The 20,569-nt window shown below is 62.4% G+C and carries 17 protein-coding genes; 6 read left to right on the top strand and 11 right to left on the bottom strand.

All coding sequences use genetic code 11. The features are described from left to right. Positions 1-61 precede the first annotated feature (61 nt). Together IGW03_RS28160 and IGW03_RS28155 are read left to right on the top strand one after the other, a co-directional pair. Positions 62-1,381: a lipase family protein gene (locus tag IGW03_RS28160; protein ID WP_228536145.1), complete on the top strand. Its 1,320-nt coding sequence runs from the start codon at positions 62-64 to the stop codon at positions 1,379-1,381. A gap of 222 nt (positions 1,382-1,603) precedes the next feature. After that, positions 1,604-1,765 carry a hypothetical protein gene (locus IGW03_RS28155; RefSeq protein ID WP_194725845.1) on the top strand — a complete coding sequence of 54 codons (162 nt, stop codon included), beginning with the start codon at positions 1,604-1,606 and terminating at the stop codon, positions 1,763-1,765. A gap of 425 nt (positions 1,766-2,190) precedes the next feature. Here IGW03_RS28155 and IGW03_RS28150 read toward each other — a convergent pair. From IGW03_RS28150 to IGW03_RS28120, 7 genes are all read right to left on the bottom strand, one after another. After that, a protein-coding gene (locus IGW03_RS28150; RefSeq protein WP_194725844.1) for an IS630 family transposase occupies positions 2,191-3,143 on the bottom strand; the annotation gives its coding sequence in 2 pieces (ribosomal slippage) (positions 2,191-2,801 and positions 2,801-3,143; 954 coding nt in all). 295 nt (positions 3,144-3,438) lie between these two features. Further along, positions 3,439-3,759, bottom strand: a complete 321-nt coding sequence (locus IGW03_RS28145) for a hypothetical protein (protein WP_194725843.1) — start codon at positions 3,757-3,759, stop codon at positions 3,439-3,441. A gap of 426 nt (positions 3,760-4,185) precedes the next feature. Beyond that, the gene (gene tssH, locus IGW03_RS28140) at positions 4,186-6,846 is read right to left on the bottom strand and encodes a type VI secretion system ATPase TssH (protein ID WP_194725842.1); all 2,661 of its coding nucleotides are present in this window, start codon (positions 6,844-6,846) and stop codon (positions 4,186-4,188) included. A gap of 119 nt (positions 6,847-6,965) precedes the next feature. After that, positions 6,966-8,186 (bottom strand): type VI secretion system baseplate subunit TssG, encoded by a 1,221-nt coding sequence (tssG, locus tag IGW03_RS28135; protein WP_194725841.1) that lies wholly within the window; start codon positions 8,184-8,186, stop codon positions 6,966-6,968. After that, the gene (gene tssF, locus IGW03_RS28130; protein WP_194725840.1) at positions 8,150-10,021 is read right to left on the bottom strand and encodes a type VI secretion system baseplate subunit TssF; all 1,872 of its coding nucleotides are present in this window, start codon (positions 10,019-10,021) and stop codon (positions 8,150-8,152) included. Before tssF ends, tssG begins: the two co-directional genes overlap by 37 nt. A 1-nt stretch (position 10,022) precedes the next feature. After that, positions 10,023-10,565: a type VI secretion system baseplate subunit TssE gene (gene tssE / locus IGW03_RS28125; RefSeq protein ID WP_194725839.1), complete on the bottom strand. Its 543-nt coding sequence runs from the start codon at positions 10,563-10,565 to the stop codon at positions 10,023-10,025. Beyond that, positions 10,562-11,350, bottom strand: coding sequence for a type VI secretion system accessory protein TagJ (locus IGW03_RS28120; protein ID WP_194725838.1), 789 nt, complete (start codon positions 11,348-11,350; stop codon positions 10,562-10,564). Before IGW03_RS28120 ends, tssE begins: the two co-directional genes overlap by 4 nt. Positions 11,351-11,908: 558 nt before the next feature. On the opposite strand from IGW03_RS28120, the gene tssA reads away from it, so the two are divergent. From tssA to IGW03_RS28100, 4 genes are read left to right on the top strand one after another with little or no spacing between them, the layout of a single operon-like run. Continuing rightward, on the top strand, positions 11,909-12,970 hold the full coding sequence (gene tssA / locus IGW03_RS28115) for a type VI secretion system protein TssA (RefSeq protein ID WP_194725837.1): 1,062 nt from the start codon (positions 11,909-11,911) through the stop codon (positions 12,968-12,970). Positions 12,971-13,021: 51 nt separating this feature from the next. After that, positions 13,022-13,522, top strand: coding sequence for a type VI secretion system contractile sheath small subunit (gene tssB / locus IGW03_RS28110; protein WP_194725836.1), 501 nt, complete (start codon positions 13,022-13,024; stop codon positions 13,520-13,522). A 55-nt stretch (positions 13,523-13,577) separates the two neighbouring features. Next, positions 13,578-15,062, top strand: coding sequence for a type VI secretion system contractile sheath large subunit (gene tssC / locus IGW03_RS28105; RefSeq protein WP_194725835.1), 1,485 nt, complete (start codon positions 13,578-13,580; stop codon positions 15,060-15,062). A gap of 37 nt (positions 15,063-15,099) precedes the next feature. Beyond that, entirely contained in the window at positions 15,100-15,567 is a 468-nt protein-coding gene (locus IGW03_RS28100) for an Hcp family type VI secretion system effector (RefSeq protein WP_194725834.1), read from the top strand. Between the two features lie 252 nt (positions 15,568-15,819). Here the strand turns inward: IGW03_RS28100 and IGW03_RS28095 are convergent, their stop codons facing one another. The 4 genes from IGW03_RS28095 to IGW03_RS28080 form a co-directional block, all read right to left on the bottom strand. Then, positions 15,820-16,452, bottom strand: coding sequence for a LysE family translocator (locus IGW03_RS28095; protein WP_194725833.1), 633 nt, complete (start codon positions 16,450-16,452; stop codon positions 15,820-15,822). Between the two features lie 118 nt (positions 16,453-16,570). After that, positions 16,571-18,430, bottom strand: a complete 1,860-nt coding sequence (locus tag IGW03_RS28090) for a polysaccharide deacetylase family protein (protein WP_194725832.1) — start codon at positions 18,428-18,430, stop codon at positions 16,571-16,573. A 344-nt stretch (positions 18,431-18,774) separates the two neighbouring features. Next, positions 18,775-19,287 (bottom strand): phasin family protein, encoded by a 513-nt coding sequence (locus tag IGW03_RS28085; protein WP_194725831.1) that lies wholly within the window; start codon positions 19,285-19,287, stop codon positions 18,775-18,777. Between the two features lie 712 nt (positions 19,288-19,999). Then, a partial coding sequence (locus IGW03_RS28080) for a succinate dehydrogenase iron-sulfur subunit (protein WP_194725830.1) occupies positions 20,000-20,569 on the bottom strand: 570 nt, incomplete at its 5' end.

Below are 20,569 nucleotides of genomic sequence, written 5' to 3'. Positions count from 1 at the left end.
GCAGGGATGTGCCGGATCCATTGATACTGACAATACTGACAATACAGACGGAGACAAACCAATGAACATTCCAATGAAGCGGACAACCAGCCTGGCGGTGCTCAGCGCGCTTCTTCTTGCCGCCTGCGGCGGCAGCGATGACGGCGACGACCGCGGCAATCTGCTCGAAAACCCGCAGCTCCTGACGACACTGACCGCGGCGCAGATCGATTCGGGTACGGCCGCCAGCGGCTTGCAGGCCATCTCCGGCCGGGCAAGATGCGACGTGCAGGTCCTGTCGCTGAACTATTCCACCGTCGGCGTCAATTCCGAGAAGACCAATGCCTCGGGCGTCATGCTGGTGCCGGCCGGAAGCTGCCCGAGCACCAACCTGCCGCTGGTCGCCTATGCCAAGGGCACCGACGTGCAGAAACCGCGCACCCTGGCCAATCCCTCCGACGGCGAAACCTTCCTGCTGGCGGCGATGTACGCCGCCCAGGGCTACGCCGTGGTGGCGACGGACTACCTGGGCTTCGCCAAATCCAGCTATTCCTATCACCCCTATCTGCACGCCGATTCCGAAGCCACCAGCGTCATCGACTCGATTCGCGCCGCTCGCAGGGCTGCTGCGGGGCGCAATGTCAATCTGTCGGGCAAGGTCATGCTGACGGGGTATTCCCAGGGCGGACACTCCTCGGCCGCCGCGCAGCGCGCAATCGAGCGCGACTATGCCGGCGAGATCAACGTGGCCGGCGCGGCGCACCTGGCAGGACCCTACAACCTCTCCGGCTCATTCAAGCTGACCGATGCGATCGCCGGCTACCAGTTCTTCGTGCCTTACCTGGTGACGGCATGGCAGAAGGTCTATGGCAATATCTACAGCAACCCCGGGCAGGCCTTCAAGGCGCCGTATGCGAGCTATATCGAAACCCTGCTGCCGAATCCGACGCTGAACTACACCACTCTGGTGACGACCGGCGCACTACCCGGCGGCCCCAACGTCACGCCCAACCAGGCACGCGACGCGGTATTCCAACCGGCCTTCATCAACGATTCACGAACCGATCCGAACAATGCCTTGTTCCTGGCGGCGAAGAAAAACGACCTGCTCGGCTGGAATCCCAGGGCGCGCACGCTGCTCTGCGGCGGCGCAGGCGACCCGACCGTGCCGCCCGCCGTGCATCGCGACGTGGCGCAGGCCGACTTCTCAAGCCGCGGTCTGAGCAATGTGACGTCGGTGGATGTCGATCCCCAGGTGCAGGCCGCGTTCGGCGTCGGAGGCCGCGCTCCTACCGATCCGACCAGCGCAGCCTTTGCGAATTACTACGGCAACTATCACGGGACGTATGAGCCGCCGTTCTGCCATGCGGCAGCCCGTACGATATTCGAAGCGGTCAAGTAAGCATTCAAGCAAGTCAGCGTTGTAGAAAAGCATCCGCGACATGGGCCCGTTCGGGCCTTTGTCATTTCTTCCATGCCATTTAGGCCGGGCTGCTTTGCTCCTTCCTGTATTCATAGACCTTATATCTTTACATCACAACTTGAAATTGGGAATGTTCTTTGGAGGGGCCTATATTGTCTTCATCGGCGACAAGCCACAAAGACATCACGAAAGGAAAAGGCCATGGCCACTCTCGCACTCAACGCAGCAAATCGTTCCGTTACCCTGTTCGGCACTTTGATCGACGCTCTGAACACAGCCATCGTCATGGCCAAGGCAGTGCGTCATGGGAACCCGAGCGCAGCCGATATCAACAAGGTTCGCGCTATCGCTGCAACTATTTAATACCGGGCTTAAGCGCTTCCGCAAGCAACCGCCTTGCGCATGTCTGTCGCTGACTCCTATGAAGAGCGAAAATCTTCATGAACTGCAAGGTATTGCAGTCCATGGAGACTTGGCATTAAGTGGGATGACAATCCGGCGAACGTATATGGCAGGCGTGCGCTGGTCACTTGCTTCCGGAGCGGATGCGAAAAGCTTCATTAAAAAAGGCCTGCCCGGGTAGCCGAGCGGGCCGTAAGGTCAAGAATGAATACCCGCCGGCATACCGGCATGCACGAGATGCAGCAGATGCTCGATTTGCTGGATTGAGAATTTGCATCACTCGAATCAACACCGTTCTGACAAGCGCCAACTTCTCCAGCCTGTGATTGACGTGCATGGCTAGCCATCCCGGTTCGACAGCCGCCTGCTTTGAGGCTAGAGCATTTTCACGTTGACTTGCCATAGCCGGCATGGCGGATATATCGCTCACACTCATCCGGAGCGAAGGCGTCCATTAATTCTCCGATGGCCGACCATAGCTCCTCGACAGTACGTTTGGCCGCTTTTCGAAGATAGGTTTTCATCTTGGAGAAGACCTGTTCTATCGGATTGAAGTCTGGGCTATACGGCGGCAGGAAGAGCAATTGCGCCCCAGCCGCCGTCATCGCCTCTTCAATACCGGCGACTTTATGCGAACCCAAATTGTCCAGCACCACGATGTCACCAGGGTGTAGCACCGGCACCAGGATCTCTTCGACCCAGGTGCGGAAGGTCTGACCATTGATAGGGCCGTCAATGACCCATGGCGCCACCAAGCCGTCGCAGCGCAAGGCGCACACCACCGTCGTTGTTTTCCAATGGCCATAAGGAGCGTGGCCAAGACAGCGCGTGCCTACCGGCGAACGGCCGCGGGTCGGAGTCATATTGGTGCTGGCCCAGGTTTCATCCAGGAACACCAGATGATCGACTTCTAGTTCAGGTTGTTGTACCTGCCATGCCTGTCGGGCCTGCGCTACGTCCGGGCGCGTTTGCTCGCATGCATGGAGTGACTTTTTTTAAGACTCACGCCCAGCCGGGCCAGCGTCTTCCAGAGCGTGGAGACACCAACCCGCATCCCATGCTCGTTCTGGAGCCACTCGCAGAGCTGCTTGAGGGTTAGGTCGTTGACGCCTTCAACCTTGTCGATCAGCGCTTGTTCGAGTCCAGTCAGTTTGGGTGGCGTGTGGCTGCACTGCACTCCAGGTGTATCTTCTCCAAGGCGCCTTCGCCGCGAACGTGCTCGCGCCACGTAGGACTTGCTGACGCCAAAGCGCGCCGCCACTTCTCGAATGCTGCCTTTGGCATGCAGTACGCGATCGCGTAAATCTTGCCCGTAGGCCTGACCAAGTTGCCATGCCATAACAGCCTCCGCGTCACCTTGAGTGCTAGTCTGACTCCTGGCTTCTCCGGCAAGTTCAGCTCCTTTAATAGCGCAGGTCAGCGCGAAAATGCTCTAGAGCGCTTTCGGTTTAACCTGAATGGCGATCCCGGCCACTTTGCCTGCAGCACTGCGTTGTGTGGGGACGCCTAGTCCAGTCAAACCGAAAGCGCTCTAGCGACCGGCCCATGAAGAAACGCACTTTTCTCAGACCGGGTAATCCATCACCTTAACTGTCAGATAGTCTGGGCTGCAGACGCTGATCTCGATTGCCGGATCAGTCCTTGCCTTTCAGCGTATCGAGATTAATTCCGAGCATTTTTTCCAGATCTTTACGCCCTTCAGGGGTAATGGCGTTATCGAAAAAGTCTTCGAGCAAGTTGGTAAACTTTGTTTTAGCTTCGTCCTTGTCAGGCTCGCTCTTGAATTTCTCCAGGATATTCTGAAGAAATTGTCGTTTCTCTTCCGGTTTTGCAGACAACGTAAGTGAGTTCTTTACATCTTCCACACCGAGCGGACCTTCATTCGCCTTGACGGCCGGAGTTGAAGGGGTCGAAGCTGTTGTAGTGCTTGGCATTGTCGTTGTAAGCGGCGTCATAGAATTCTCCTCAAAAAATTTACTCATGAAATTCTGGGTGCAGCATTTATGAGTAGAAATTGCATGAGTTCAGTTCCACATGGGAATGCAATTCATTGAGAACCTGTCTGGAACGTGTAGATCTCCATGGACCAATCTCATTGGTATGATCCCGGCAGAAGAGACAGATGATTTGCAGGAAGACTGTATACGCGCAATGGAGTGTCTCAACTGGCGTTCCGCCCAACCAGTCACGCAATGCTTGCCCCGCTCCCAGGCATCACCAGCGGCAGCTGATCGATACATCACAAGTTCCAGCCACTCCGACTGCGGTACGAATCGATGTTCGGGTGACGGCGCTCAACTACACCAGTGCCAAGGTTGACGTCGAGAATTCAACGTGCGTGCGCCGCCGAATCGATCCTGAAGGCGCTCATCGTGCATCCGTCACTGGAACGCCAAGCGGAAATCGCCTTCACCGGCCGAGAGCTCAACGGAAGACAGGCGCCTGCCTTCCGCCAGCGCCTGCAGGAACTCATGGCTCATGCGCGGCAGCACGGTATTAGTCAGCACCGCGTCGATCATGCGGCCGCCGCTTTCGATTTCGGTGCAGCGGCCGACGATGAGCTTCACCACGTCTTCGTCGTAGCGCAGCGGAATGCCGTGGTTCTCGCGCACCCGCCGCACGATGCGGTCCAGTTGCAGCCGCACGATATTGCCCAGCATCTCGTCCGACAGCGGATAGTAGGGAATCGTCACGATCCGCCCCAGCAGCGCGGCGGGAAACACCTTCAATAGCGGCGCGCGCAGCGTCTGCGCCAGCGCCTCCGGTTCCGGCATCAGCTCCGGGTCCTTGCACAGGTTCATTACCACGTCGCTGCCGACATTCGACGTCAGCAGGATGATGGTGTTGCGGAAGTCGATCATGCGGCCTTCGCCGTCTTCCATGCGCCCCTTGTCGAATACCTGGAAGAAGATCTCGTGCACGTCGGGATGGGCCTTCTCCACTTCATCGAGCAGCACCACGCTGTAAGGCCGGCGCCGTACCGCTTCGGTCAGCACGCCGCCTTCGCCGTAGCCGACATAGCCGGGCGGCGCGCCCTTGAGCGTGGAAACGGTATGCGCTTCCTGGAACTCGCTCATGTTGATGGTGATGACGTTCTGCTCGCCGCCGTACAGGGTTTCGGCCAGCGCCAGCGCCGTCTCCGTCTTGCCCACGCCGGAAGGGCCGACCAGCAGGAACACGCCGACCGGCTTGCCCGGATTGTCGAGCCGCGCGCGCGAGGTCTGGATGCGCCGCGCAATCATCTCCAGCCCGTGGCGCTGGCCGATCACCCGGGTATTGAGGGTATCGGCCAGCTTCAGCACGGCTTCCACCTCGTCCTTCACCATGCGGCCCACCGGAATGCCGGTCCAGTCGGCGACTACGGACGCTACCGCCTGTTCATCCACCGACGGCAGGATCAGCGGCCGGTCACCCTGCATCGCGGCCAGCTGGTCCTGGATGCCGCGCAGCTGCTCCAGCAGGCGGTCGCGCTCGACGGACTCGATTTGCGCATCCTGCTGCTCCTCGCGCAGCTGCGAACGCAGCGACAGCAGGCTGTCGACCAAAGCTTTTTCCTGCTGCCAGCGGTATTCCAGCGTGCCGTGCTCGTCGCGCGCCTGCGCCAGCTGGGCAAGCACGTCCGACTTGCGCGAGCCGATCGGTTCGCCGATGGCTTCCTCGCGTTCGATGATCTCAAGCTCGGTGCTCAGGGCATCGATCCGGCGGCCCACATCTTCGAGCGCCGGCGGTATCGCATGCTGGCTCACGGCAACCCGGGCGCAAGCCGTATCGAGCAGGCTGACCGCCTTGTCGGGCAGCTGCCGCGCGGGAATGTAGCGGTGCGACAGCTGCACTGCGGCGCGGATCGCCGAATCAAGCAATTGCACCTTGTGATGCCGTTCCAGCGGCGAGGCGACGCCGCGCATCATGCGAATGGCCTTGTCCTCGTCGGGCTCGGGTACCTGCACGACCTGGAAACGGCGCGTCAGGGCCGGGTCTTTCTCTATGTATTTCTTGTATTCCGCCCAGGTGGTCGCGGCGATCGTGCGCAGGGTGCCGCGCGCCAGCGCCGGTTTGAGCAGATTGGCGGCATCGCCTGTGCCGGCCGCGCCTCCGGCGCCAACCAGGGTGTGGGCTTCGTCGATGAAGAGCACGATGGGCCTGGGTGAAGCCTGCACCTCGTCGATCACCTGGCGCAGCCTGGCCTCGAATTCGCCCTTCATCGAGGCGCCGGCCTGCAGCAGGCCGACATCCAGCGCCAGCAGGCGCACCCCCTTCAACTGCGGCGGCACGTCGCCCCTGGCGATGCGCAATGCAAAACCCTCGACCACCGCAGTCTTGCCGACGCCGGCTTCACCGGTGAGGATGGGATTGTTCTGCCGACGACGCATCAGGATATCGACCAGCTGCCGGATTTCCTCGTCGCGCCCGGTGACCGGATCGATCTCGCCTGCCGCTGCCTTTGCCGTCAGGTCGACGGTATAGCGCCCGAGCGCTTCCTGCCTGCCGAGTTCGGGCGGGGCCATTGCGCCGCTGGCTTCGCCCGGCGCCGCCGCCGTGATGCCGTCGCTGGCCGCCTGTCCCTGCTCGGGGGAGCCGGACAGCAGTGCTGCGAACTGCTCGGTCAGCGCCTCCGGCTTGATGCGCGCGAACTGCGGCGAGATCTGCAGCAGCAGGTTGCGCAGCGAGGGCGTCTTCAGCATGCCGACCAGCAGGTGGCCGCCGCGCACCTGCAGTTCGCCGAACATCAGCGTACCGTAGACCCAGGCGCGTTCGATCGCGTCTTCGATGTGCGGCGACAGGTCGAAGATGGCCGTCGCGCCGCGCGGCAGCCGGTCGATGGCCCGCGTGACATCAGCCGCCATCTGTCCGGCATCGCATTCGAAATGGCGGGTGACGCGGTGCAGGTCGCTGTCCTGCAGTTGCAGCATCTGGTGCAGCCAGTGCACGAATTCCACGTAAGGATTGCCGCGCAGCTTGGCGAATACGGTGGCGCCTTCGATCGCCTTGTACAAGGGGGGATTGAGTTTGCCGAACAGGGCGGCACGGCTGATTTCGGACATGGTTGCTCCTGTAGATGGCTTGCGAGCTTAAAGAATCTTCCTCCCCCTTCAAGGGCGGCCGGCGAGGTGGGAGGGTTAGGAGGGGGGGTCTATCGGTGCGCATTAAACCCATCCCCACCCTAGCCCTCCCCTTGAAGGGGAGGGAACTCCAAGGGCTTGGCGAATTGCAAGTCATGTTCGAGTAGAGTGACGCCACACTCTTCGAAGTTGGTTTCGGTACATGTAGCCGGTCGCAGTTTCAATTCACGCTCCCCATCCAGCAAATGCCCCGTTACCCCGGCACCATCCCCATTCCCCTGCCTCCCCAGCCACGTCGTCCACCCCAGCCTGATGCGTCTGCCAAGCTGCAGCGCCGGCACTTCCTCGCGCCGCAGCATCAGCCGGGCGCGCCAGCCGAGACGGCGGTCGGTGTACAGACTGACCCAGTCGCGCAGGCGCAGCATGCCGGGCGCGCCGGGCAGCAGCGATTCATAGCGCGCCAGCGTCATCGGCCCGATACGCAGCAGAAAATGATGCTGCGCATCCCAGACCCGCCTGCCGATCACGGCGCTGCGGCCGAGGCAATTGTTGCCCTCCTTGCCGGCTCCTCCGAGTGCGCTGCGCTGGTCCTGCGGCAGCGGCATCCATTGCGGATGGAAAGGCTGCAGGCGCACAGGCACCTCGAAATAGCCGGATAGTATCGCTTCCAGCCCGCCGGCATGGCGCACGCCGCGCGACAGATGGCCTGCGAAGAATCGCTTGGCGTCCGGCGGCAAGGCATCCTCGCGCGGGCTGCCGCCGTAGGTCGCGTCCAGATAATCGCCGAAGCGGTCGCTTTCCGGCCGGTCGTGGCTTGCCGCGGGCTGCGCCTGCCGCCAGGCCTTGTAGAACGAGGACAGCAGCCGGTGATGAAACAGGTCGGCAAAGCGCGCCAGCGTCGGATCGCCGCAGGAACGCATGCGCTCCCTGGCCAGCTCGGTCAGGTGCGTCGGCAGCGCTCCCTGAGGGCCGAACAGGCCGAGGAAACGCGAGGACAGCCGCGGCGGCCCGTGGCTGCGCGCCTCGAATGCGCAAAGGTTGGCAGGTGCGAAACTCAGGCCCGGCTCCTGGCTAAGCCGGACTGCTTCATCCGCCGGACGCGCGGCATCGCCGATGCGCGGCAGGTTGCGGTGCAGCGCCTCGAGCCTGCGCAGCGCCTGGTAGAAATCGAAGGCATGCGGTTGCGCGGCCAGCCGCGCATGAAAATCGACGAGCGGCGCCGCATGCGCGGATCGCATTGCGGGCCCGGGCGCATCGGCGGCTTCCGCAGCCTCGATTTCCGCGCTCAGGCCAGTGTCTTGAGCCCGATCCGTGGCGGCCATTGGTGAACCTCTGCGCGTGAGTCGGAAATCAGCCGGGTCTGGGTGAAGGTATTGATCGCCGCATGCTGCGCAAGGAAGCGATCGAGAACGGCGCCGAACAGGAAGCCGCCGCTGCCGGCCAGCCGGCTTTCATCGATGCGGATGTCGATGGCAAGCCCGCGCCCGAACGCGATCGGCCCGGGCAGCGGCAGGCGCCGGATGACCGGCTGCGACGTGACGGCCTGCAGCGCGTCGATCTGCCTGCGCATGGACGGATTGGCCGGATCGGCATACAGTTCCAGCAGCCCGCGCAGCGCGGCGGCGCCATGAACGGAATCGGCGCCGCCTTCATCGACCAGGCTCAGGTAATTGAGCGACAGGTGCCGTATCAGGCGCCAGGCCACATCGCCTTCAGGCACCGCCGAGCGCGGGCGCGTCGGTCCGCGCACCATGGCTATGCGCGCCACCGGCGCGGAAGTTTCGAGCGACAGCGGATTCTGCGCCGCGACCGGCAGCAGCAGCGGCAGGTCGCGGTTGGTGGCCCAGACGTCGGCGCCGAGCTGGCGGATGCTGTCGGGATAGGGCGCTTCACGCGCATCCACCAGCGACAGGAAGATTTCCGAGCCTGCATAACTGCTGCGCCCGCCCGCCTGCTGCTGGCGCGACGAGGAGAGGCGCGGCTCGCGCCGCGCGGTGTAGAACGCATCCTGCCGCGTGCCGCTGCGGTCGAGACTGGCATGGAAAGGCTGGAATTCGACCTCGGCGGCATCGCCGCTGCCGAAGCCGCGCAGCCGCGAGATCGAGAACACTTCGTAGTCCAGCGGCCGGGTGCGGTCGATCACCAGGTGATGTTCGAATTCGCCGTCGCCGACAGGAACACGGTCGGCGCGGCGCTCCAGCAGATTGGCCACCGGCGTCGCATACAGGCAGAAATGCGCGGCTTCCAGCGCGCCGTCCAGCCTCGGCTCATGCCGTGCGAACAGCGGCACCAGTTCCACTTCCGTGCTGCTTGCCTTGCGCAGCAGCGGCCCCATGCCGCGCACCTCGAAGAACAGGAAGCGCTGCGGAAAGGCAAAGTATTCCTGCAGCAGCCGGTAGCCCTGGAAGGAGCGCTTGCCGTAGGGCAGCAGGGCTTCGTCTTCGTCGAAGCCGACTTCCCGCAGGCAGCTTCTATCCAGCGTGCCGAGCAGCTTGCCGTCCTGCACCAGCATCACGCCCGCGCACTGCGAGAAGAGCAGTTCGAGCAGCGGCACCGCGAGGTCGTCGGCGGCATTGATGTGAAAGCACAGCGCGTCGCAATCGATGCTGCCGAAGCTCAGCCCGGCCTGCGCCGCCAGCTTCAGCCGCAGGCCGGAGCGCGCCGGCATCGCCAGCCGCGCCTGCGGCACGGGCAGGTCGGCGGCGTGTGAAAAGTAGTTCGCTTGCGCGAGTTCGATGGGATAGAGCGTTACGTCATGCGCGGTGCGGAATTCGCAGGCGGTCTGCTGGCCGCGCGGAATCACGCTGCGCAGGCTGCTGCCGCGCGGCACGCGCACGCCCTGCACCAGCGCGCCCTCGGAAAAATTGGGTTTCATCGCCACAACGCCGAAGGACGGCATCGGCGCGAGAAAGTGCGGGTAGATCATTTCCAGCAGATGCTGCGTGAAGCGCGGAAACTCCGCATCCAGCTTGAGCTGTATGCGCGCCGCGACGAAGGCGAAGCCTTCCATCAGGCGCTCGACATAGGGATCGGCGACTTCCAGTCCTTCCATGCCGAGGCGGGCGGCCACCTTCGGAAATTCCTGGGCGAACTCGGCGCCCATTTCCCGCAGATGGGCCAGTTCGCGGTTGTAGCTGTCGAGCAGGCGCGGATGCATGTCAGCGCGCCTCCGCGCCGCGCATCACCGCGGCGCTCACCTTGCCGTCCTGCACCTTCACCATGCCGGTTTCCAGGTCGAGATCGGTCTTGAGCAGCAGTTCCAGCGGATAGGGCTGCGACCACAGCTGGCCGGAAATTTCGAAGCTCAGCACGTTGTGATGGCTGAGTTCATCTTCCGGCATCGAACCCCTGACTTCGAGCGTGCCGGGCAGGATGCGCGGCTCGAAATCGAGAATCGCCTGCCGCATCGCCTGTTCCAGGTCGAACAGTTCCACATGCGAGACCAGTTTGCCGGACAGGCAGGGCATGCCGTAGTTGAGCACCGAACGGCGCGCATGCGCATGCAGGCGTTCGTCGGCATCCTGCAGCGGGGCGGATGCATTGAACAGCCAGCTCAAGTCGCGCAGCACGATATCGCGCAGGCGGCTGCGCGAGATCACCTTGTGTTCGATCGCCTCGGTCTTGCTGTGCGGCGTCTCGTCGATCAGCCGGTCGAGCAGGGCAGGCTGCAGGCGGTCGCGCGAAAACTGGCCGTCGCTCATGACAGAAGCGCCCCGCCCGGCGCGAAGCGCACGTCGAAGCGGATGTCGCGGCAGTCCAGCAGCGCATACTCGTCGCGGTCCGTGACGAAGACGCGCTGGCCGAGGCCTTTTTGCATGTCGCCGGCCCAGGCCTGCCACTCGGTCAGCCTGGCCAGCTTGAGTTCGTCGCGCTGCGTGCCGTCGGTGGCCGGATAGCGCGTCGGAATATAGGCATTGCAGCTGCCGCCGTTGGACAGCGTCAGTTCGCAGGGGCACCAGGCAAGGTCGAGCAGATCGTCCGGCGGCTGGATGGCGATGCCGGCGAGGTGTTCGAACGGCACCCAGTAATAGTGGCCGTCGATGAAGGCTTCAAGCATCGGGCCGAGACGGTTGTCCGCATCGGCGAGCCATGCAAAGGACTGGCCGTTGATGGTGCCGCCGACGGCTTGCGCTTCTTCGAGCGCGGCCATGGCCAGTTCGGCGCCGTCCTCGCCTGTCCGCATCAATGCCTGCGCCAGATAGCCGGCCCATGCCGGCGGCTCGCCAAGGAAGACCGGCGCCGCTCCCATGGTGAATACCGAAGCACGCCTGCGTTCGCAAGCGATGTTGCGGCGGTACACCATGGCGGTATGGGCGAGGCTGGCATCTAGGCTTTCGGCCGCGTCGAGTTGCGTGCCGGCACGGTCCCAGTTGCCGTCGATGACGGCGAAACGGAAGAGTTGCAGCCGCGCATTGACGTCGTCGGGGTGCTTGCGCAGCGCGGCGATCAGTTCCGACTGGGCTGCCTTGGTATCGGTGATTCGCATTGCGTTCTCTTTAGTTAAGCATCCAAAGGCTTGAGCCGCCTGCATTCGTTTTGTTGCCTGCACTCGGCCTTCATCCTTGAATTGAGGAGTAACTTGCAGCGCATCAAAACATCAGAATTCCCTCCCCTTCAAGGGCGCCTGGCGTAGGAGGAGGGTTAGGGTGGGGATGGGTTAATGCGGCTCTTTAAACCCAACCCCCTCCCAACCTCCACCTCGCCGCTTGCAAGCGGCTCCGACTTCGCAGGCGCAAGGCATGCCTTGCGAAACCCCTGCTACGTCCCCCTTGAAAGGGGAGGAGTATTCTTTACCTTGCACGCCGGCCCGACTGCTCAAGCGAAACGTAATTGACGTATAACGCTGCATCTGAAACAAAATCATTTCCGATACCGAAAACCGCGACCCCGCCCAACCCACTCTATCGGCCCTGCACTCCAGCGGTCAATCCTACGAAAGCCGTAGTGCCGACGCCTCCATGCCCACCTACGGCTTCAGTAGTAGTGCCCCCCGCCGTTTTTGCCGGTACAGTAAGACGCAAGCCAGCGATCGCAGGAGGACGCCTTGATCGATGTAGAACAGTTCTGCAATGCACTGGACTCCGCCAGCCCCGCAGGTGCCGATCTGGAATACGACCCGGACTTCCTTGCGCTGGAACTGGCTCAGAAGGGCAGGTCGGAGCGGCAGTACGGCGACACCGTGATCCCCGCCGAGCCGCCGGACTGGAAGGAGGTGCAGGAGCAGGCGCAGAAACTGTCGTCACGCACGCGCGACCTGCGGGTGGCCTGCGCGCTCGCACGCGCCTGGACGCATCTGCAGGGACTCCCCGGCCTGGCCGCGGGACTGCAGCTGATCGACCGCCTGTGCCGCGAAATGTGGGACCACGTCTATCCGACGCTGGACGAGACCGACGACAACGATCCCACCCTGCGCATGAATGCGCTGGCGCCGCTGGCGGACCGTGAAGGCTTGCTGGCCGACTTGCGCGACAGCGTGTTCCTGTCCGTTCGCGGCATGGGCAGCTGCACGGTGCGGCAGCTGGAAATTGCGCTCGGCCTGCTTGCGCATGAGGGCGAACAGCGCACCCTCGGCCTCGCCGACATCGAAGCAATTGCGAATGCGGCACGCAATGAAGGACGGCTGAGCGAGAACCATGCACAGCATGCAATAGACTCGGCCCGCAGCCTGCAAAAATGGCTGTCCGATCTGATCGGCGCCGAGCGTGCGCCCGATCTGCAGCCGCTCGTCGCGCGCCTGAAGCCGCTGGCCGATTTCTTGAAGAATTTCACTGCGGATGGACACCTTGCATCGGAGCCGTCGGACATGCAAGGCGAACATGGAGAACAGAGCGGGCAAGGCGAGGCCGTTGCCATGCAGTCTGCGCCCGCGCAGCGCAGCGCTTCCGCCGTGCAGCCGGTCGGCGAGATCCGTTCGAGCCAGGATGCGGCGCGCATGCTCGATCTCATCTGCCTGTATTTCGAAAAGAACGAACCCACCAACCCCGCGCCGCTGCTGCTGCGCCGCGCACAGCGCCTTGCCACCATGAGCTTCTACGACATCGTGCGCGACATCGCGCCGGATGCGATCTCGTCGGTGGACCTGGTGGCCGGGCCGAGGCCTGAGTAGGAAGGCCGGCGCAAATCCGGCAGCGTGAACCTGCAACCCTGAGGAGGCATCATGGCACAAGGACAGAAATTCATTGCCCGCAACCGCGCGCCGCGCGTCCAGATCGAATACGACGTCGAAGTGTTCGGTTCGCAGAAGAAGGTGCAGCTGCCCTTCGTCATGGGCGTGATGGCCGATCTCGCCGGCAAGCCGGCCGAGCCGCTGCCGCCGGTGGCCGAGCGCAGTTTCGTCGAGATCGACGTCGACAATTTCGATGCGCGCATGAAGGCCATGAAGCCGCGCGTGCAGATCACCGTGCCGAATGCGCTGACGGGGCAGGGCGAGATGCAGGTCGAGATGACCTTCGACAGCATGGACGATTTTTCCCCCGGTGCAATGGCGCGCAAGATCGAGCCGCTGCGCAAGCTGCTGGAAGCGCGCCAGCAGCTGAGCAACCTGATCACTTACATGGATGGCAAGACCGGCGCCGAGGAGCTGATAGAGAAGGTCCTGAAAGATCCCGAGCTGCTGCAGTCGCTCGCGGCCAGCCCCAAGCCGGAGCTGCCGAATTGAGCATGGATTAGGCCTAGCCATCCTGCGCCATTGAACCCGTTCCAAGGAGACCAACATGGCAGAACTGCAAACCGAAGGCCTGAGCGGCCCGGTGCAATTCGACGACTTCGCGCGGCTGCTCAACAAGGAATTCAAGCCCAAGACCGACGAGGCGCGCAGCGCCGTCGAGGATGCGGTCAAGACGCTGGCGCAGCAGGCGCTGGAGACGACGCAGCTGGTCGACCGCGACGCCGTCGATACCATCCAGGACATCATCGCTTCGCTCGACATGAAACTGTCGCAGCAGATGAACCTGATCCTGCATCATCCCGATGTGCAGAAGCTCGAAGGCGCGTGGCGCGGGCTGCACTATCTCGTCAACAATACCGAGACCGACGAGATGCTCAAGATCCGGGTCATGAACATCGCCAAGCCTGAACTGCAGAAGACGCTCAAGCGCTACAAGGGCACCAACTGGGACCAGAGCCCGCTGTTCAAGCAGATCTATGAAGCCGAGTACGGACAGTTCGGCGGCGAACCCTTCGGCTGCCTGGTCGGCGATTACCATTTCGACCATGCGCCGCAGGATGTGGAGATGCTGTCGGAACTCGCCAAGGTAGCTTCGGCCGCGCATTGTCCGTTCATTGCCGGTGCATCGCCGTCGGTGATGCAGATGGATTCCTGGCAGGAGCTCTCGAACCCGCGCGACCTGACCAAGATTTTCCAGACGCCCGAATACGCAGCCTGGCGCTCGCTGCGCGACTCCGAGGATTCGCAGTACATCGGCCTGGCGATGCCGCGCTTCCTTGCCCGCCTGCCGTATGGCCAGAAAACCGAACCGCTGGACGACTTCGCCTTCGAGGAAGACACGGCCGGCGGCGACCACAGCCGCTATACCTGGGCCAATTCCGCCTATGCGATGGCCACCAACATTACCCGCGCCTTCAAGCAGTACGGCTGGTGCACGCAGATCCGCGGCATCGAGTCCGGCGGCGCGGTGGCAGGGTTGCCGGTGCATACCTTTCCGACCGATGACGGCGGCGTCGACATGAAGTGCCCGACGGAGATTGCCGTGTCCGACCGGCGCGAAGCCGAACTGGCGAAGAACGGCTTCATGCCGCTGGTGCACAGGAAGAATTCCGACTTCGCCGCCTTCGTCGGCGCGCAGTCGCTGCACAAACCGGCCGAGTATGAAGACCCGGATGCCACCGCCAATGCCAATCTCGGCGCGCGCCTGCCTTACCTGTTCGCGGTGTGCCGTTTTGCGCATTACCTGAAGTGCATGGTGCGCGACAAGGTGGGTACCTTCAAGGAGCGCAGCGACATGCAGCGCTGGCTCAACGACTGGATCATGCAGTATGTCGACGGCGATCCTTCGATTTCATCCGATGAGACCAAGGCGCGGCGTCCGCTGGCCTCGGCCGAGGTGGTGGTGGAAGATGTGGAAGGCAATCCCGGTTATTACTCGTCGAAGTTCTTCCTGCGGCCTCACTATCAGCTGGAGGGACTGACGGTGTCGCTGAGACTGGTGTCCAAGCTGCCATCGCAGAAGGCGGCGTGATGTCCTTTAACGTCTCTTAGCGAATAGCGAGGCCGCGATGGCCGATTGTTTCATTCAGTTCGATCAGATCAGCGGCGAGTCCGAGGACGCCGAATACAAGGGCGCGATCATGGTCACCGGCTGGAACTGGGGCGTCAACTGGCGCGCCGAACAAGGCTTGTCGGGCAAGGGCACGGGCAGGGGGGATGTGCGCGAGTTCCGCTTTTCGCACCTGATCGATACGGCGTCGCCGGCATTGATGGCGCGCTGCGTCGGCGGCAAGGAAGTGCCCAGCGCCCTGTTGTCCATGCGCAGGGCCGGCGCGCCCGCGCAGCTGTATGCGACGATCAGGTTCGAGAAGGTGCGGCTGACGAATGTCGAACTGATGCATGACGCCGCGCGTGAAATGCCGGAGGAATTGGTAACGTTCTCGTTCCAGAAGGTGACGTATGAGTATGCGGCGCAGGCTGCAACAGGAGGGCGGAAGGGGGGATGGGTGCCGTTTAGTTGGGTTGCGGTCGGGTGATGGGTCCACATCGCATGCACGCCGAGTCCTGGGCTGCCAGGCAGATTGAGGCAGAGGAGGCAATGTCTTCTGCGGCTTCAATGCCGCTTTCACCCCCGCCCGCGGGAGAGGGGCGGCAGAGACGGTATCGATCGAGGCGGCAGCAAGGCAGCACGCTTGCCCTTCTCCCGCAAGCGTAAGCTTTCCTGCGCCCGCCTGCGCGAGAAGGCCTACAAGGACGGGAATGATCAGTGCGACAGCAAAGAATGAAAATCAATGCCGAGCAGCCGCCATCAGCGCCGCGAAGCCGACGAATACGCCGCCCGTGACCCGATTGAAGACCCTGAGCACCGGCGCGCGGCGCAGATAGGCGGCAAGCTGTCGACCGCTGCAGGCGTACACCAGGTACCAGCTCACTTCGATGACGGCAAAGGTCGCCAGCAGGATGCCGAACTGCGGCATCTGCGGCAGTTCCGGCTGAATGAACTGCGGGAAGAATGCGGCCGCGAACAGGATCGCCTTGGGATTGCTGGCGGCGACGAACAGGCCCTGGCGATACAGATATCCGGTATTTGAGGGCTTGCCCGCCGGCTCGGCTTCGACCTGCGCGGCGTCTTCCCTTACCGGAGTGCGCCAGCTCTTGATGCCGAGATAGGCAAGATAGGCCGCGCCTGCCCAGCGCAGCGCATCGAACACCGAAGGAAATGCCTGCAGCAAGGCGCCCAATCCCGCTGCCGACAGGCTCATCATCGCCAGCAACGCGGTCATGCAGCCGGCCATGGTGGCCAGCGCCGCACGCAAGCCGTGACGCGCGCTGTGGCTCATTACCAGGATCATGTTGGGTCCCGGCGTCGCCGAAACGACGAATGTCATCATGACGAACAGCCACCAAGTGTGCATGCTCATGCCGAATGTCTCCCGCAAAACGTTGATCAGCCGTAGTCCGCGAATCGCGGAAAAGGCCGAAAGCATAACAGAAGCCGCGCTGCGGCTCCTGCTGTCGAATGGTCATATCGGAGCCGGATCAGCGCGCCGCTTCAAACACCAGTTGCAGGCTGCCGGGTCCATGGCTTAGCGTCACCTGGTTCCCATCCTGCCGTACGTCGGAATCGCTCTTGCCGTCATCGGCCAGCGTCCATCCGCGCGGCACCTGCACCGACAAGCCGGAGACGGCCTCTTCGAACTGCAGCTCAAGCTCCATTCGCGATCCCGAGCGCCTGACATCCATGCCGACCTTGTCGCGCGCGGACCACCACCTGCCGAACCCGCTCAGTGTTCCGAACCACACCTTCTTCGCCTTTGCGTCGGCGACGAAGCCCTTGAGAAATTCCAGCTTGTCATCGAAGACATCGGGATGGATCAGCACGACGCAGCTGCCGCCGTATCTGGCCAGCCTGTCGAGCACCGCAGCTGCGGCGCCGATGCGCCCGGTCATCGGCCTTTGCAGTTCATCCTCGATCGTGATCGGGAATTCGTAGATGCTGGTCTCGGCGCTGTTGGCGCGCCCATGATTGAGGCGGAAAGGGAGATGGCTCAATGCAGTGCCGCTGCTGATGGAAGAGCTGAAGCGGTAGCCGGTGGCCTGCAGCGCCTGCGGCAGGTCGAACGGATACTCCAGGTGGCCCGGACGGAAGCTTTCCACCGCCGAGCCCGGTGCCGCCTGCTGAAGCAGGAAGCGGCTGACCCTCAGCTCGCCGAGCAGACTTCCGCCTTTGGCCTCCTCCTTGCCTGTCACGCGCGGCGTGTAATCGGGATAGCGCTCCTTGCCGTCGCCGAGAGGAAAGCGGGAGAAGACGCGCGAGTGCGACACCGAATGGCTGGCGATCTCCATGCCCATGCCGGCCAGCTGCCGCGTCAGCTCCGCACCGTGCTGATTGAAAAAGATGTCGTCGTTCCAGTCACGCACATACTTGGTCTGGATGAAGTAGGTGGCGACGATGCCCTGCGCGCGTTCGAATTCGGCATAGCGGACGGCGTTTTCGATGGAGCGGGTGTAATCGACATCGTGAGTGATGATCACCGATGCCGATTTCCCGAAGGGCACGGTGTCCAGCGTCACCGCCATCGGTTCGGCGGCGCGGTACATGCCGCGCAAGATGCGAAGAAACGTGTCGACGCCGGGTTCGTAGGCGTTGATGTATCGGCGGCCGAGATCCTGCCGGCCGTTATAGGCTTTCGCGATATAGGCGCCGAGGTCGACGCCGAATGCGACCGTCTTGCCGCCGCCGGCATGCTCCCGCTGCACCGCGGCGGCAAGTCCGTCGTCGTACAGCGCAGCCGGCTTTCCTGTCGTCGGCGAAAATGCGTAAGACGGCACGCCGCCCGACGGACCGGACAGCGACACTTCGGCATCGTCGGCGTCGGGCAGGACGCTTGTGCCGGACGATGCGGCTGCGAAGCGCATGGATTTGCGGTTGCGGCTGGCGGAGAACTCGCCGAAGCCGAAGACTTCATTCATACCCCCGCCGAGAATCTCGAAACCGACCAGCGTTCCGCCGTTGCGCGGATGGGCTGCGAGCGCGCGCAATGCATCGCCGCTCAGCAGCTTCCCCGACATGGCGGGATACACCAGCACCATCTTGTGCGAGATGGCCTGTTCGACATCGCGCGTCAGGATGAAGGGAACACCGATGGTCTTGAGTCCATGCGCCAGCCCCAGCCAGTCGGAAGCGGTGTCCGTGACCAGCACCGCCACTGCATGCCTGCCGCCTTTCGAATAGCCGGACATGTCGGCGTTCACTGCTGCAGCCATCCGGCTTTCCTCTTGCGGGCCGTTCCAGCCTTCGAAGCGGAACGTCGTCAGGTGCTTTGCACCCAGATAAATGCCGAAGCCGATTGCCGACAGAACCAGCAGGGGAAGGAGCCGGCGCAAGGTAGACATCATGGAAAGATTTGGAGGCTTCAGCGCCCGCCTGCGTGTATGAAAGCGATATTCTGCGGCGCGACGGGAGAGTGCCATCGAAGGAAAAGGCGAAGAAAGCCCGGTTTGTGCAGAAATCTGACGATCCATGCTCCCGGTATTTTCGGAGCGTGCAGGAAGGGGTATTTCCGCTATGCCGTCAATGCAGGCAATGACGATATCAAGTTGGAACTGGAGCGGAAACTGCGGAAGAAAGTAGCCGCATGCGTTGCGCATGCCTGCAGCGCCAGGAGAGGGCTGCTGAAGACCAGGGAAGGCTGAAGAGAACGGGAGCGGACTGCGGGAAGCCGCAGCCCGTGTGCATCGGATTAATGCTTGGTGCGTCCGCCGGCCTTTTCCGGGTCAACGGCCACGGAAGCCACCAGTTTTTCCACCAGCGGCGACGGATGAACATCCGTCTCATGCGCCTTGGTGATCACGGCAGGCTGTTCCACGAAAGCTTCGGCGACCGGTACCGCCGCCTCGGCCGCGATTGCGGGGGCGGAAACGGATGCTTCCACGGCGCCTACTACCCGGCGCGGCGAACCCCAGGTTTCCAATGCAATATTGCCGACGTTCTGCCAGTAACCGGTGAATTTTTCCACCGACGATTTGGAATGCTCGCTGACGAGCAACTGGGCATCGGCCAGCGTCCTGACCTGTAATGCCTTCTGCATTTCCAGCGCCGATTCCTCGACCAGGCGGCGCAGAGCCTGGCGGTTCAATTCCTGCAGCTGCAGGGAAGCATTCAACATGCGGTTGGTAAAGGCCAGGAACGGTGCCGGGGAAGCGATGTTATTCCGATTGGCTGCAGTGTCGGTGTTGAATGGAAAGCTGAACATGTTCGTAATCCTTATTCAAACTGTGCAGGGGCACGGTCGTGTTATGCCGTAGGCAAGGAAGAGGCCGCCTGCGGGACGGAAAAAGCCGGGGGCTGACAAGCCGGACTTCACAGGCTGGCGGAGCATGGGTAGAGGTCGCGGCATTGGCAAAGTTCCACTAAAGAGTGAATATTTCGCTGCGCTGCAGCAAGCGGAAATACCGTGAGTAAGTGAAATAGATGCGCCAAAAAATGGTGCATTGCACTAGGGCGTTCGAAAGCGCTCTAGTGTTGACGGCTTACTGCCGCGCAACTTACATGGTCTTGCGTATAAACATTGTTGGAACTTGGATGCCGTGCTGTATGCGTGCGAAAGCGGCTCTATATGCTGCCGTGAGAGCGTTCATGGACCAATTTCCCGGCTTATCCCATATATGCAAGCTTTTAACCTTGACTTGTTAGCAGGTTGGACGCGGGTGAAGGGTTTTTGTTGGTTGTAAGTCCATTCTCCGGCAGCCATCCGCATGACAAGGGAGGCGTTTATTCAGGAGCAGGAAGAGTACACACGGCAGCAATCGGCTACCATGTCCTGAATGTTGGAGGCGCTTTCCGGGCAGGGACGTGCAAGCTCCAGGGTCTGCGCCGGGACGGAAAAATGAAAAGGCAGTGGGGACCCGAAGGCCCGCACTGCCGAGGTGCTTGCAACGGCGCGGCCTGTTCCGGCCGCGACGGCCTTACACCGTACGACGCACCATCAGTTCCTTGATCTTGCCGATGGCGCGTGTCGGGTTCAGGCCCTTCGGACACACATCGACGCAGTTCATGATGGTATGGCAGCGGAACAGCCGGTACGGATCTTCCAGGTTGTCCAGCCGCTCATTGGTCGCCTGGTCGCGGCTGTCGGCAATGAAGCGGTACGCCTGCAGCAGACCCGCCGGCCCCACGAACTTGTCCGGGTTCCACCAGAACGACGGGCAGGACGTCGAACAGCAGGCGCACAGGATGCACTCGTACAGGCCGTCGAGCTCCTCGCGCTCGGCCGGCGTCTGCAGACGCTCCTTCTCCGGCGGAATCGTCTCGTTGATCAGGTACGGCTTGATCGAGTGGTACTGCTTGAAGAACTGCGTCATGTCCACGATCAGGTCGCGGATCACCGGCAGTCCCGGCAGCGGCCGCAGCACGATCGGCTCGGTCAGCTCGTTGAGATTGGTCGTGCAGGCCAGTCCGTTCTTGCCGTTGATGTTCATCGCGTCCGAGCCGCACACGCCTTCGCGGCAGGAGCGGCGCAGCGCCAGCGAGTCGTC

Source organism: Noviherbaspirillum malthae, assembly GCF_015352985.1.
Classification (GTDB): domain Bacteria; phylum Pseudomonadota; class Gammaproteobacteria; order Burkholderiales; family Burkholderiaceae_D; genus Noviherbaspirillum; species Noviherbaspirillum malthae.
The sequence above is the reverse complement of the archived record's forward strand: the minus strand, read 5'-3'. Positions and strand labels throughout refer to the sequence as shown.